The 14,745-nt window shown below is 55.3% G+C and carries 9 protein-coding genes and 2 pseudogenes; 4 read left to right on the top strand and 7 right to left on the bottom strand.

All coding sequences use genetic code 11. From position 1 onward, the window contains the following. Nucleotides 1–60: 60 nt before the first annotated feature. The gene (locus H8S57_RS04105) at nucleotides 61–1,161 is read right to left on the bottom strand and encodes an MFS transporter (RefSeq protein WP_186906805.1); all 1,101 of its coding nucleotides are present in this window, start codon (nucleotides 1,159–1,161) and stop codon (nucleotides 61–63) included. Nucleotides 1,162–1,864: 703 nt separating this feature from the next. Here H8S57_RS04105 and H8S57_RS04110 point away from each other — a divergent pair. After that, complete coding sequence (locus H8S57_RS04110) at nucleotides 1,865–2,710, top strand: LysR family transcriptional regulator (protein ID WP_186906806.1); 846 nt, start codon at nucleotides 1,865–1,867, stop codon at nucleotides 2,708–2,710. 113 nt (nucleotides 2,711–2,823) lie between these two features. Here the strand turns inward: H8S57_RS04110 and H8S57_RS04115 are convergent, their stop codons facing one another. Next, on the bottom strand, nucleotides 2,824–3,396 hold the full coding sequence (locus H8S57_RS04115) for a M20/M25/M40 family metallo-hydrolase (protein ID WP_186906807.1): 573 nt from the start codon (nucleotides 3,394–3,396) through the stop codon (nucleotides 2,824–2,826). Between the two features lie 151 nt (nucleotides 3,397–3,547). Further along, entirely contained in the window at nucleotides 3,548–4,828 is a 1,281-nt protein-coding gene (locus H8S57_RS04120; protein ID WP_186906808.1) for a peptidase, read from the bottom strand. A gap of 323 nt (nucleotides 4,829–5,151) precedes the next feature. On the opposite strand from H8S57_RS04120, the pseudogene H8S57_RS04125 reads away from it, so the two are divergent. Then, nucleotides 5,152–5,400 (top strand): annotated as a pseudogene (locus H8S57_RS04125) (hypothetical protein); the annotation flags it as partial. A 105-nt stretch (nucleotides 5,401–5,505) separates the two neighbouring features. Here the strand turns inward: H8S57_RS04125 and H8S57_RS04130 are convergent. Then, nucleotides 5,506–6,789: a peptidase gene (locus tag H8S57_RS04130; protein WP_186906809.1), complete on the bottom strand. Its 1,284-nt coding sequence runs from the start codon at nucleotides 6,787–6,789 to the stop codon at nucleotides 5,506–5,508. A gap of 15 nt (nucleotides 6,790–6,804) precedes the next feature. Beyond that, a complete protein-coding gene (locus H8S57_RS04135) occupies nucleotides 6,805–8,187 on the bottom strand; it encodes a sodium:solute symporter family protein (RefSeq protein ID WP_186906810.1) in 1,383 nt (460 codons plus the stop codon). A gap of 181 nt (nucleotides 8,188–8,368) precedes the next feature. Here H8S57_RS04135 and H8S57_RS17240 point away from each other — a divergent pair. Further along, nucleotides 8,369–8,530 (top strand): annotated as a pseudogene (locus tag H8S57_RS17240) (helix-turn-helix domain-containing protein); the annotation flags it as partial. Nucleotides 8,531–9,128: 598 nt separating this feature from the next. On the opposite strand, the gene H8S57_RS04145 reads toward H8S57_RS17240, so the two are convergent. After that, complete coding sequence (locus H8S57_RS04145) at nucleotides 9,129–11,618, bottom strand: pyruvate formate lyase family protein (protein ID WP_186906812.1); 2,490 nt, start codon at nucleotides 11,616–11,618, stop codon at nucleotides 9,129–9,131. A 37-nt stretch (nucleotides 11,619–11,655) separates the two neighbouring features. Further along, entirely contained in the window at nucleotides 11,656–12,651 is a 996-nt protein-coding gene (locus H8S57_RS04150) for a glycyl-radical enzyme activating protein (RefSeq protein ID WP_186906813.1), read from the bottom strand. A 359-nt stretch (nucleotides 12,652–13,010) separates the two neighbouring features. Between H8S57_RS04150 and gltX the strand changes: the two genes are divergently transcribed. Continuing rightward, a complete protein-coding gene (gltX, locus tag H8S57_RS04155) occupies nucleotides 13,011–14,504 on the top strand; it encodes a glutamate--tRNA ligase (RefSeq protein ID WP_186906814.1) in 1,494 nt (497 codons plus the stop codon). The last annotated feature ends 241 nt before the right edge of the window (nucleotides 14,505–14,745 follow it).

Below are 14,745 nucleotides of genomic sequence, written 5' to 3' on the forward strand. Positions count from 1 at the left end.
GCGGTATAAAAATTTCGTCCTTTTGCTGAGGGCGCGCTCCGGGGACAATGCGCGGCGGCATTAGAGCAGCCCCTCCCAAACGGCCCCGGTCAGGGGCGAGAGAACGATCATGACCAGGCTGAAGGTCATGGAGGAGACCGAGATGAGGGTGGCCCGCCGCTGGGAGGGGATCATGGCATTGAGCCGGGCGTCGGTAAGCATCTGGAACGCATCGTCGCAGGCGCTGGCCAGAAAACCTCCGGCGGCCAGCAGGGGCAGGCGGCCGGTGAGCGACAGAGCGGCTCCGGCGGCGACCCCGGCCAGACAGAGGAGCCCCGTCAGCCGGTAGGGCAGCCGTTCCAGCAGCAGGGCGGCGCGGGAGCCGGCCACGCCGCCCAAAGCCACTAGGAGCAGCAGAGGACCCAGCAGCGCGTTCCCCGCCCCGGCGGAAGTCAGGCCGTCCTGGAGAAAGAAGCCCAGCAGGGTGGCCAGAGCGCCCACCAGAGCATTGAAGAGCATGACCGCGGCGGCAGCGGGGTTGGCGCGCAAAAAATCCGCCGCGTCCCGTGCGCAGTCCCGAAAGCCCCGGGGCAGTTCGCTTAGGCGAGGCCGCCGCTCCGGAGCGCCCACGGCGGGCTCCGTCAGGCCCAGCGCCGTCAGCACGGCCAGCACGTCCACCAGGATGTCCAAGCCGTAGGCCAGCCGGTAGCCCAGCGCGGCGGTCAGCCCAGCCCCCAACAGGGCTGCGGCCCCGGCACCCCGCCAGAAAATGTTCTGCCAGGCGCTTACCCGGAGGTAGCGCTCCGCCTGGCCGCATTGGAGAAGCGAGTCGTAGGTGATGGCCTCACGTGTGCCGGAGGCCAGGTTGTAGCCTAGGGCGCACAGGCCCATGGCCAGACACACGCCCAGTCCGGTCCGGGCCGTGATCATGGCCAGGGCGGACAGCGCGCCCATCGCCCGGCTGGCCGCCAGGGTCCATTTCCGGCCCAGCAGGTCGGCCAGCATACCCGAGGGCAGCTCACAGCAGAGGCTGACCAAATGGAACACGCCCTCCGCCAGGCCGATCTGAGTCAAGGTAAAGCCGCGCAGGGTGAGCAGCAGCACCCAGGCCGTCCCGGCCAGGTGGAGGTTGCTCAGCCCGTCCAGCAGCAAAAGCCGCCGGATCTGTTTGTTCAGGTTCATAATCGCATCGTTCCTTTCTGATCGCTCCATCCCTGCAGGCGCCGGCCCGAGCCGCACAACGCGTTTGGCCGCGCGGGGCGCGTCTGGCTTTACATCAGGGAAGGAACGTTGAAATAAGCATCAAAAAGGAAAAGACGCCTTTTTTGCGCAGAAAAAGGCCGCGGCAGAACTGCCGCGGCTATAAAACATCCGATGGTTTTACCGCCGTGGGTCCCGCAAAAAGGGCGCACTTCCCCCAGGACGGCCTAAAAAATTTCCAAAAGTTTCCATAACTATGCCGAACGCCCAGCCCATGGTACGCCCTCCTCTCGAAAAAAGATAACGATAGGATACCATAAATTTATTGTAATTGCAAGCGCGCCGCAGGACGCGGCGGGATTGGGCAACTTCATTATACAATTAACCATCCGGAAATAATGTTACATACTCGGAAAATGAATTGCCCCTACACAAGGTTTTGGAGCAAAGCACAGATCGCTTGTACGGCGCACGGGCCGCGCCATTTTGCCGGGTTCTATAGAACGCCGCCGCCCCTTTTTGGGGCGGCCCGTGTCGATCTTTGGGTGGACGTCAAGAGGAATCTATGCTAAAATAGCCGTACTAGAGCAGTTCCAGTATCGTTTCAAGCGACTTCCAGAGAAAGCGTCTGCATCTGTGTCAGGGGAAGGAACGTGGTGTTACTATCAATACCGAATATTACCGCGTGATCCTGAAGGCCGCCGAAATGGGAAACATCACCCGGGTCGCTGCGGAGTTGGGCTATACACAGTCCGGGATTAGCCATATTATCAGCCGGGTCGAGCAGGAATTCCACCAGATCATCTTCGCACGCAGCAACGAGGGGATTATAGTCCTGCCCGCGGCGGTACCATTTTTAGCGCTTATGCGGCAAACCGTAGAGGCGGAAGACCTCCTCTATAAGGCTGCGCGGTATGATTCCAGCGATACGATCCGCCTGTCGGTGCTCCCCACCGTGGCAACTGCTTGGGCATCCCAGTTGCTGGTAGATTTTTCTAAAAATTTTCCCAAATTCCACTTTGAAATTTGGGAAAAGAAGGACTATATCGATATTGTGAACGATTTAAAGGCCGATACGTCTGATATCGGCTTTATTAACGATATTTCCAGCCAGAATCTGCTCTTTTATCCCTGCTACGAGGACCGGTATTACGTCGTCTTTCCCCGGGAGCACGCCCTTGCCTCTCTCGATGAAATCGGGATCGAGCAGATTGCCCAAGGTCCCATCATCCTCCCCGAGGAGGCAGTCCAGCACAAGTACCTCAAGAATCACCTCCTTAAGCCGGACGCCCCTGCTGATCCGGTTTTTTCCTCCCGTAAGCCGATCGACGATTGGATGACGTTGAGTATGGTGGAACAGGGCTACGGTATTAGCGTAGTGCCCGGACTGTACCTCTACCGCCACAGGTATTCCCTGCATGCCCGTCCGCTGAAAGAAGGATATTCCAGAGTGATGGGTCTGTGTACCCGTAAAGAGAAAAAAACTCCCTGGAGATCCGCACGTTCATCACCTTCACCCGCAAGTGGGTGAAGGCGTGGGAGAAGGCGAACCCTGGCTTTTCCTGCTAGGCTGGACAATAGAAACAGCGCCGCCGCACTCCGTTCTACAGAGGCGATGGCGCTGTTTTTTCTCTCTAGGGTGAGTTACGATTCATAGCCGCACCAGTTCAAAATCGTGGCGGCAATCACTTTGCAGGCGTCCACAATCTCAGAGATGCTGACGGATTCGTTGACCTGGTGGGCCTCCGGAAGCTCACCGGATCCGACGAGCACAGAGGGAACGCCTAAATACCGGCTGAACATAGCCCCGTCCGCCGTGCAGGCGATACCGGTGATCTCTGTCTCCCGCTTCCGAACCAGCCGCATGTTTTGGTTGACGAGTTGGATCAGCTCCTCGTTTTCGTCTACGCTGATCGGGTGCCAGCAGGTGCCCAGCCACTCCAGTTCCGGCCTGTGTTCACTCAGCCACGGATCCTCGCTGCAGATTTGCTCGATAAATGCCTCGAATTCCGCTTTGGCCGTCTCCACCGTCTCATTAGGGGACATCCCGTAGCGGATTTCCATAACGGCCAGATCTGGTACGCTGGAGGGCCAGACGCCGGCGTTCAGCTTACCCACGTTGATCTTAAAGGGTGTGGGGTACTGAGAGAGCTTCGGGTGCGCCAGCCTGGCACTGCGTTCCTGCTCAAACGCATCCAGTTTAGAGAAAATATGCATACGGCTTTTTTAAAGTTAAAATACATCCGCTTGATTTGCCAAGAAGTATGTTTGCCACAATGCGCATCCTGCGGCGGGGTATCTGCACTGAGTGTAATCGAGTTCTGACAGGCCTGTTTCTGTTATTTCGGTTAACAATAGGGCTGCACGATCATTCGGCGTCCTGATAGCCGCACCAATCCATAATGGTAGCGGCAATCACCTTGGTTGCGTCCATCATTTTGTTGATTTCGACATATTCGTTTGCCTGATGCGCCACGGTGACCTCTCCGGGGCCAAAGAGTATAGACGGGATCTCGAGAAATCTCGAATACAGTGCCGCATCTGCTGCCACGGCAATACCGCAAATGGTAGCATCATTGCCGACGACGGCTTCATGGTTTGCGGCAACCATCTGCACGAAGGCATCATCGGTGTCCATGCTGTACGGATGCCAGCAGCAACCCAGCCATTCCACCACGGGATGATGATCCTTTAGCCAAGGATCTGCATCGGCAATTCGATTGATATAGTCTTCAAACTCAGCCTTTGCCTGCTCCACGGTTTCCATCGGAGACATGCCGTAACGAATCTCCATGACAGCCTGATCAGGAACAGCGGACGGCCAGTTGCCGCCATTGAGCTTTCCAACATTGATCTTAAAAGGCGTTTTAAAACCAGCCAGCAACGGGTGGGCCAGGCGCTGGGTGCGGTCTTTTTCCAGAACGTCCAGCCGTTGGTAAATATAAAATGCCTTTTCAATGGCACTGGCGCCGGTCTCCGCATTGGACAGCAAGGCACCTTTGCCGGGAACTGTGATCCGCACCCAGGTGCTGCCGACGGTGGCAACGCCGATCATGTTGCGCATACACTCGGGGAACAGTGCCGCGTCAGCCCGATACCCACGCAACAGCTGTGCCAGCGATCCCATGCCGCCGCACTCCTCATCTACAACCGTTTGAAACAGGACATCGCCCTTCAGCGAGAGTCCTGCTGCTTTAATGGCCTGCAGAGCGATCATGCTACAGGCGATGCCTGCCTTCATATCACCGATGCCGCGGCCATAGATACGACCATCCTTAACCGTGCCGCTCCAAGGAGATTCATCCCAATCACTTTCCTGGCCGACAGGAACTACATCCACATGTCCGTTGATAATCAAAGATCGACCTTCACCGGTGCCTTTGAACACACCACACACATTGGGGCTGGTATCAAAACTCTCGCGTGTTGACGCAAACGCCGGATGCTTACGCATCTGCTCAATGTCAGGATACCACAAATCCACATTAGCTCCCATGTTTTCCAGACGTTGGGCGACAAATTTTTGAACTTCTTCTTTTTGGTATAGGCTGGGGAACTTTACAAGATCACTGGCCAGTTGCACCATTTCATCCTGAAACTGATCAATACGGTCAAAAACCGCTTGTTTCTTGCTGTCTAACTGAGCCATAATACACACCTATTACAATAAATTTGGACAGGAAGGCCGGGCAGCCAGTCCGGCGTTCCCTCCATCTCGTGCCTAAGCTACAATGAGAGGAGCAACTGGCTGACCATTCACTCCTTGGGCTTATATGTCCGAACGGAAGACTGTCAGCTATCCTCTTGTTGTAGCGTTCGATTTAAGCAGGTTGAGCCATCGAATACCGGAGAGTTCGTGTCACGCAATAGATTGAATCGGCAGCGAGAAAAGATGGATTACGGTTGTGGATTCTTAGGATTGGAGGAATGTGAACGAACTGCGTTGGCATTGATGTTTCCAAAGGGAAAAGCATGATCTCCGTCATGTGCCTCTTTGGAGAGGTGGTGGTTTCACCCTTTGAAGTCCGGTATTGACGGGCTCAGAAAGCCGCCCATTTATTTGACGCTTACGAAGTTCGGCATACCGCCAGTGAACTGAGCGAGTTGGCAAAGCTGCTCAAAAGTCTGGACGGTGAGACCCGTGTGGTCATGGAATCCACGGGCAATTACCATACGCCGGTGGCCTGGTTGGTCCACAATGCAGGGCTTTATGTCGCTGTACCCCATTGACTTTCCTTTGCAGGTTTCATTAGCAGGTCCTTTGTAATGTTCAGGGATTTGTTTTACCGCAGCCAATGCTGCGGTAAAACAAATCTGCTTTTTTGATTATGGGTTGGACGAATAGCCGCACCAATCCAGAATGGTTGACGCGATTACCTTTGTGGCATCCATCATTTTATCAATTTCAATATACTCGTTTGCCTGATGTCCAACGGAGATTTCGCCTGGGCCATAGAGAATCGCCGGAATATTCAGGAATCTGGCATAGGAACCGTTATCCGCACCGCCTGCGGCACCACATACCACAGCGTCTTCGCCGGTGACATCCCGATGATTGTCCGCCACCAGACGAACCAATGGGTGGTTCGGATCGATACTGCATGGATGCCAGCAGCAACCCAACCATTCGATTTGAGGCCGATGATCCTTCAGCCAAGGATCACCCTGAGAAATCTTGTCAATATAGTCCTCGAACTCAGCCTTTGCCTCATCAACCGTCTGCAGCGGAGACATGCCGTAGCGAATCTCCATAACAGACTGATCAGGTACGGCGGACGGCCAATTTCCGGCTTTTATAGTACCCACGTTGATTTTAAACGGCGTCTTTACATGGGATAGGAGAGGATGTGCCAAACGCTGGGTGCGCTCCCGCTCAAATTCGTTTAAGCGGTTGAAGATATACGCCGATTTTTCAATGGCACTGGCGCCGGCCTCCGCATTGGACAGCAGCGCTCCGCGTCCCGGAACGGTCAATCGAACCCACGCGCTGCCGATCGTCGCAATGACCACATTGTTTTTCATGCATTCTGGAATCAGCACGCCGTCTGCCCGGTATCCTCTGACGATCTGCGCCAGTGTTCCCATGCCGCCGCATTCCTCGTCCATAACGGTTTGAAACAGGATGTCGCCTTTCAGGGTCAGCCCCGCAGCCCAAATGGCTTCCAGAGCGATGAAATTGCAGGCTAAGCCGCCTTTCATATCGGTCGACCCTCTGCCCCATACACGATCCTGTGTTATTTTGCCGCTCCAGGGAGAGTCAGACCAGTCATCCTCGTTTCCCGGCGGAACAACATCCACATGGCCGTTCAGGATCAAAGATTTGCCGTCGCCGCTGCCTTTGAAGACGCCGCATACATTTGGGCTTGTGCTAAAATCCGTCCGATCCGAGCAAAAACCCGGATGCTTACGCATTTGCTCAATATCCGGATACCAAAAATCTACTTCGGCACCCATTTTCTCAAGACGGTCAGCAATATACTGCTGGATGTCTTCTTCTTGTCCGAACGTGCTGGGAAACCGCACCATCTCACTGGTGAGTTGTGCCAACTTGTCCCGCGACTGATCGATGATACGGCAAACTGTCTGCTTTGCATTCAGATCGTGTTCCATAGTGCATTCCTTTACTTATTGCACGGTTACATTAGGAATCTCCTTGTTGGTTGCCTTGGAAACGATATAGCCTACCAGGAAGGAAGTAATCAGAATGGGGAAGCATACATTCAGCTTGCCATTGAGACCGGCAACGATCCAGGCAATACCCACAACGATGCCGACGATCATTGACCAAAGTGCGCCCTGCTTGGTAGCCTTCTTCCAGAACAGTCCGCATACCACAGAGAAGGTCATCGGAGCGGTACCGCATGTAACAACCACCATGAACACATTGGACAATGTAGACTTGCTGATTGCAAAGATGGGGATCATGGACAGCATTGCGAAAACAAAAGTGAGGATTCTGGAAACAGCCAGCACTTTCTTGGGCTCGGCGTTCTTGTTGATTTCGTTGACATAAATATTCTTCATAATGGTGCCGACAGCCAGAACCTGTGCCGACAGAGTGGTTGCGATAATCAAAGCGACCATGCCCAGGATAATGCCGGTGAGCCAGCTGGGGAGGAAAGTGTTGACGGTTTCCACAAACGCAGCGGAGCTGTCAATTTCAGGTAGCTTAACGCAGGCCACGATGCCGATGGTGGCGGTCAGGAAACCCATGGGCAGAGAGAAAATTGCGCCGGCGATGGCACCCTTAACGGCATGAGAATCATCCTTCGCGGCCAGAGTGGGCTGCAGAGCGGCCTGCATGGTCATGAAGCCGCAGATGGAAGAAATGATCCAACCAATGATGGTGTTAAGAGGCATATTGGCCATGCTAAAGTGATCTGCGGGAGCGACAGCCTTGATGTCTGCCCAACCACCGGCTTTGGACACGATCAAGAAGGTGCCGACTGCAATGAAAATATAGGCAAACAGGCAGGTAAGCTTACCTACGACCTTTGCGCCCTCAATACCGGACAGAGCGCTGTAGGAAACCGCCAGTACCAGACCAATCACAGCGGCAACAGCCAGAGATGAATTAGGAATCACCAACTGGATTACGGTGCATAGAGTGAAGAGCTGAATGGGAATGTAGAAGAAGCCCATCAACAGATATGAATAGGAGTAGAATTTGGCGACGGCGGGACTATATCTGTCAGACATAAAAGACATCAGGGAGTCGCCATTGGTTCTCCTGCGCAGGGGCTTTACGACCAGCAACATACACAGCATAGCGATAGTGCCGGTAATGCTGTACCATGCGCCGGCATAGCCGATTTTAAAGCCGTTCTGCGCAACGCCGATGATTGTGGTTCCGCCCATTTGGAATGCAGCCAGGATACAGCCTACATCTATCCATGTCAGATTACGACCGCCCAATGCCCATTCCTGAATGTTTTTTACTTTCCGTCCAGCAATAATACCGAGAATGATCACGCCAATAAAGGTAATGGCCCATACAACTTGTAACATAGTTTTTCTCCTTTTTTCTGTGTAAAATTAGTCCTTTGTAAAACTCCAAAATCCCAGTCATTTCAATGGTTTGGTTGATTGCATAATGAAGTTGGACGTCTGGCAAAAAAATCCATAGTGATTTTCCCAGCATGGTAGAATGAAGTTCCTACACCACATCTGCCAAAGGAGGGCAATCACTATGGACTGCCAAGATTACATCACAGAGCCAGCAGAACGCAAGAAGGGACAGCACCTTCAGCGTGAAGAAAGAGGTGCCATCCAGCATCTCAAGCGCCAAGGTTACTTAAACAGAGCTATTGCCGGAGAGATAGGCTGCTCTCCGGCCACCGTGGCAAACGAACTGCGACGCGGCACACCGCCTCGTAAAAGCAATAAGGGCAGAAAACCCGGCTACTCAGCAAGGTGTGGAGAGGCCGTCTACAAGGCCAACAGAAAGCTTTCTCGGAGACGCCATAGGATTTGCCGCTGCGCCCGTTTCCTTCGTTGGGTGGCAAGGCAGTTCAAAGAACACAAGTGGTCTCTGGATGCCTATATCCATTGGTACAATGAAGGTCATATTAAATCGTCACTCGGGTGGATGAGCCTACTTGAATACAGACGCAGCTTGGGACTGATTGCGTGAAGGACAACGAATTTAGGTCCCCAAAAATGTCCTCACCCCCAGGCGTCCAACTTGCCTTGCAATTTTCGAAATGATTTGTAACACAGAAAAACACCACTCCTCATATTTTAAAATAGGTCCGGCAAACGTTCTCCTCAAATTGCGCCTCCCCTCTTCGGCTGTTTGATCCCGCAGGCCTGTCCCGTTTCCCGGATGACCTTGTTTTGAGCGTACGGCTCGGGCGGCTCAGCCGCCCGAGCCGTACGTACGCCGTAAACGCAATGAGGTGGATTGAGATACGTCCACGGCGCGCATATCATTTTCTCCTCAACAGGATTCAGGCGATATCATGCTGGGTTCGCTCCATAATGGCGTTTTGAAGAGAGGTGTCAAGTTCCACAAAGTAGGCGCTGTACCCGGAGACCCGAACCATCAGCGTGGGGTACTTTCCCGGGTTTTTTTGGGCGTCCGCCAGAACCTTTTTGTCCATGACGTTAAATTGGATGTGTTCGATCCCCAGTGCAAACGTCCCACGCAGGAGTGCCAGCACCTTCTCCTTAGCCTCGGGCGTCGCCAGGTTCTCCCGCTGGATATACATGTTGATGGTGGAGCCGCCGCTGATGGTGTTGTTGTCGATCTTGCCGTAGGAGCGGACGGCGGCGGTGGGGCCGTTGATATCCATGCCCATGTAGGCACCGGCGGCATCGCCCAGTGGCTCGCCCGCCTTTCTTCCGCTGGCCAGGGCCCAAGTCCCCTGTCCGTAGGGGACGTTGCCGGACACTGGGGAGGTGGAGGCGCCGCATTTGTGACGAATGGACGCGGTCTCCTGCTCCGGGTCATACTTGCAGAACACCCCGGGCTTCTGCAAGATATAGGTGGTAAAGTAGTCGATGACCTCCTGCTCCAGGGCGTCCACATAGTCATCGTCGTTGCCCCACTTGGGACAGGCCAGACACATTTGGCGGATGTCCTCATAACCTTCAAAGTTGGCGTCGATTGCAGTACAAAGCTGGTCCATGGTCAGGACCTTGTCGTCAAAGACCAGCTTTTTCACCGCAGCACAGGCGTCGGCCACGTCGGCCATCCCCACTGCGGAGTACCCGGGCGTGTTACTGCCCCGAGCGCCGCCGCTGTGGTAGGGCAGGCCCCGCTGCAGACAGTTGTTCATAAAGATGGACTGCACCATGAGCGGGTAGTCTTGATAGGTGGCGACAATATACTGCGACGCGATATAGACCATGTCGATTTGGGCCGCCACGTGGGCCTTGACGGCGTTCATATAGTCCTCAAAGGTCTTGAACTGCCGGGGATCGCCTGTCTCCACGCTGATGCGCTCACCGCCTTTGCGGCCGGGCAGACCCGCGTGGCGGATCCCGTTGTTCAAAGCGAGCTCCGCCGCCGCGGCAAAGTTGACCCACTGGCCGGGGCCCCAGTTGAAGCCGCCGGGCCGGCCGATATCCTCACAGCCGGTACAGCTGTAGTTATAGGCTGCCTTCAGGTCGTTGCCGTAGCGCGTCATGACCGAGATACAGGGATCGTCATTGAAATAGGAGGGAAAACCGGTCCCGCCCGCAACGCAGTCCAGGGTCTTCAGCAAAAACTGATCTGGATTCTTCCTGTTAACGCGGACGCACAGCGAGGGCTGGAGGATATGAGCATCCATGTGGGCTTCGACGATGAGATAGGACAGGTCGTTGGTCGCATCATTGCCGAACTGATCGCAGCCGCCCACCAGAACGTTTTGGAACGTCGCGTTGCCTGCCAAGTGCTGCGCCGTGTCGCTGTCCGCGAACAGGAAGATGTTGTTGGTCTTGATGTAGAACAGCTGGAGCAGCTCCATAGCTTCTGCCCGGGTCATGATTCCCTCCCGGATATCCTTCTCATACAACGGCCACAGGTACTGATCCATTCTGCCGTAGGCCAGCAGCGGACCGGTGCTGTCGTTATAGAAGGCGCACACCACCAGCCAGATGGCCTGGAGGGCCTCCCGGAAGGTACGTGGGGCATTATGCGGCACATAATCGCAGATGGCTGCGATCTCCTCATACTCCTTCTTAAGCGTAGGGTCGGTAGCAACAGCGGCCTTTTCCCGCATAAACTCCGCCCACCGGTGCGAGAAGCGCTCCATGGCCTCCAGGACCAAGATTGCGGCCTTGTAGAAGAGCTCCTTTCCCCGCTCCTCCAGGTCGTAATAGTTGTGCTCATCCAGCTTTTTCTGGGCATAGGCCTTATAGGCGTTGGTCCCCTTGGCGATGATCTCCGGCCAGTCCAGGTGCACGTGGGTTCCATAAACCGCCAGCGCGAAGGAGACCTCGCCGAAGTTTGTGCCGATGATCTTGTCCTGGATCTCCTGAGGACAGGTCTTACGGAATTTGGCCATCAGGGTCCGCTTTTCCCAGTAGGGCGCAATCTCCTCTTCAAACTCCCGCTGCTCTTCGGGGGTAGAGGTACAGGGACTGAACTTCCTGGTGGTCAGGCCCTTCAGGCCACCCTCCTCCATGATCCACCAGGTCTCCACCTCGGGGTGTAGCGGGACCGACTTCAGCTTTGTGGAGCGCTGTCCGACAATCAGCTCACCCTCGTTGTAGAGAAGCGGCAGGGTATCCAGCGTCTTTACGACGGCCATTGCCTTTTTCATAACCGGCGGTTCGTCCTCGTTGGCTTGATAGACCTCCGTAAAGCAGCGGGCGCGGTGAAGACAGACGCCGTAGGGCGCGTCGTGCATCTGGGCCATCAGTTTTCTGACCCGGTCCGTGCAGCCGTATACCGTGGTCTGCCCAAAGTATTTCTGCTCGTCAGTCGCATGAAGAATGGCTTTGTTTTTCATGACATTAAGTATCTCCCTTCTTGATATTTCCACCATTCTAGTCTGGGGCGGCGTGCCCCGGTACCGATAGTGTTCCGTATACGTACGGAGAGCGGCACTGCTCCGCTCCCCCTCTCCTCAGCCCCCGATCTTTACGGTAAGGCCCAAAGGATCTTACCAGCGCGGCCAGACGCTCCATCAACTCGTCCGGGGCCGTCGGCGCCAGCGCGTTCAACTGGTAACTGCCCGACCACTTGGTCCGCTCATACTTGGCCGCGCCGTAACTGTGATAGGGCAGGAGTTCCACCCGCTTGACCACCTCCAGGCGCCTAACAAACTCCGCTGTGGCGGCGATGTTCTCCTCAGAGGAGTTGAGACCAGGAATCACCGGGACGCGGATGATCATGGTGCGCTTGGAAAAATCATAGGTCTGTGCTACGCGCTGAATGTTGGCCAAAATGGGAGCATTGGGAACGCCGGTCAGCCGCATGTGTTCTGCGCTGTCCATGTGCTTGATATCCATCTGAAAGATGTCCACATAGTCGAATACAGAACTGGCTTTTTCCCAGGTTGCGTAGGAGGAGGTCTCAATGGCGGTGTTAATGGCGTACTCTTCTTTGCAGGCTTTTAGGAACTGCGATACGAAATCCGCCTGGAGCAGAGGCTCGCCTCCCCCCACCGTGACGCCGCCGTGGCCGCGGTAAAAAATGCTGTCGCGTTCCACCACCGATGCTAACTCTGCAACTGTATATTCTCTGCCGCAGACGCTGCGCGCCCCGGTCGGACAGACTTTGACACACTCCATACACTCCGTGCAGCGCGTTTTGTCCCAGACAATCAAACCGCTCCGCTCCGCAGAGGCCCCCGTGGGGCACCGTTCCACGCACTTTCTGCAGCCGCAGCACTTTTTCTCCTGAAAAAAGAGGGTCTTTTGCGGCGGCTGCCCCTCCGGATTGGCGCACCACAGGCACCGCAAGGGGCACCCTTTCATAAATACAAGGGTGCGCAGCCCTGCTCCGTCGTGGAGCGAATAGCGCTGTATATTGAATACCATTCCCTTTTCCATCTTAAAAATTCCATATCCTTTTCCAGTAAATAGTCTGCCGCAATGGCCCCTGTTCCGCGCCTGCAATATATATATCAGACTGACTTGGCCCTGTAAAATGCACCTTTCTAATACACCATTAAAAATATTTATGGTACTAATCCACGAACTTGGCCCCACTGCTGTCGGACTTTCGGTGCCGTCTGCTGAATTTGAGCGGGATTTGCCCCCGCACTGGCCGGGACCACCGGGACCGGCCTACCGTCTCTCTGCCGCGCCGCGGCGTCGGCGGTGGGGAGGTTCCCTTGACAACCCCCGGAAAACAAAATAGAATTGGGGACAAATTTGGGGGAAAGGGGCCTTATTATATGAAAGAACAGTGGTTTGAAGCGATAGAGCGACACATTCCAACCGGCGAAGTGCGTACCCGTTTCGGACCGTCTCCCACCGGCTATATGCATGTGGGCAACCTACGTACCGCGATCTATGCCTGGCTGATTGCCCGCCGTGCCGGGGGAAAGTTTCTGCTGCGTATTGAAGATACCGATCAGGTGCGCCAGGTGGAGGGCGCTGTGGAGATCATCTGCCGTACCCTGCGCCAGTGCGGTCTGTCCTGGGATGAAGGGCCGGATGTGGGCGGGCCCGTGGGGCCCTATGTCCAGACCGCCAGGCGGGAGCTGTATCTCCCCTATGCGGAGTTGCTGGTGGAGCGAGGCTGCGCCTACCGCTGCTTCTGTGAAAAAATGGAACCCGAGGAGGAATGCGGCGTATTTGACCGGGGTGATGACCCCTGCCGTGCTCTGAGTCCGGCGGAGGTCCGGGCCAACTTGCATGCCGGCAGGCCCTACGTTATCCGGCAGCGGATCCCCCGCCAGGGGAGAACCACGTTTCATGATTTGGTCTTTGGAGATATCACCGTGGATAATAGGACCCTGGATGATCAGATTCTGATTAAGCGGGACGGACTGCCCACTTACAATTTTGCCAACGTGATCGACGACCATCTGATGGGTATTACTCACGTTGTCCGGGGCAGTGAATACCTATCTTCTGCCCCCAAATACGACCTCCTCTATCAGAGTTTTGGCTGGAAGATTCCCCACTACGTCCACTGTGCTCCTGTCATGCGGGATCAAAAACATAAGCTGTCCAAGCGCCACGGCGACCCCTCCTATGAGGACCTCTTGGCCATGGGGTATCTGTCTGATGCCATCGTCAACTATGTAGCTCTTCTGGGGTGGGCCCCCACAGGAGAGCAGAAAGAACGCGAGTTCTTCCTGCTGGAAGAACTCGCTGAATACTTTGATATCGCTGGTCTCTCCAAGTCCCCTGCCATTTTCGACCTTAACAAGCTGAACTACTTCAACGCCTGCTATCTGCGAGCGCTCTCCCCCGAGGACTTTTACGTCGGCGCAGAGCCCTATCTCAAAGAGACGGTGCAGGACTCCCAGGTCGATTTAAGGCTGGCGGCACGACTACTTCAGCCCCGTTGTACCACCTGGATGGATATCGCGCCGCAGATAGACTTTCTCGGCGCGCTCCCGCCATACCCCAACGAGCTCTACCGCAGCGAAAGGTGGCGCGTCAACGAGAAGAATTCCGCCGAACTGCTGATCCAGATCCGCTCGGAGCTAGAGGCTTTGCCCGTTTGGACCGACGACGCCCTGCACGCCGCTCTCTCCAGCTTGGCTGTGCGGCAGGGAGTCAAGCTCGGGACCATCCTGTGGCCGCTGCGCATTGCCCTGTCCGGCAGGGCAGTTACGCCCGGCGGAGCGGTGGAACTGTGTTGTGTCTTGGGGCGCGCCGAATCGCTGCGCCGTATCTGTCAGGGAATTGCGCAGCTCCCGCCGGCAGCTGACTGAGCCATCCCACCCCCGTCCCATATGTACGGAGTCCTTCAGGTCATAAAAAGCTCCCCTGATTAGCTTCAGTTGGATCCGCTGACAAAGTCCCTATGCCGCGGTGCTGTTATGGTATAATAGGCCGGACTGTAAAGTTAAATGAAAGTTGAAGACCCGTCAGCCCTTCTGGTACAATGGTTTCACCACAAAACACATGTACTCTCGAAAGGAGACGAGTCTTCGTGGCAAGATTATACCAACT

It is taken from the genome of Lawsonibacter hominis, from assembly GCF_014287895.1.
Classification (GTDB): Bacteria; Bacillota; Clostridia; order Oscillospirales; family Oscillospiraceae; genus Lawsonibacter_A; species Lawsonibacter_A hominis.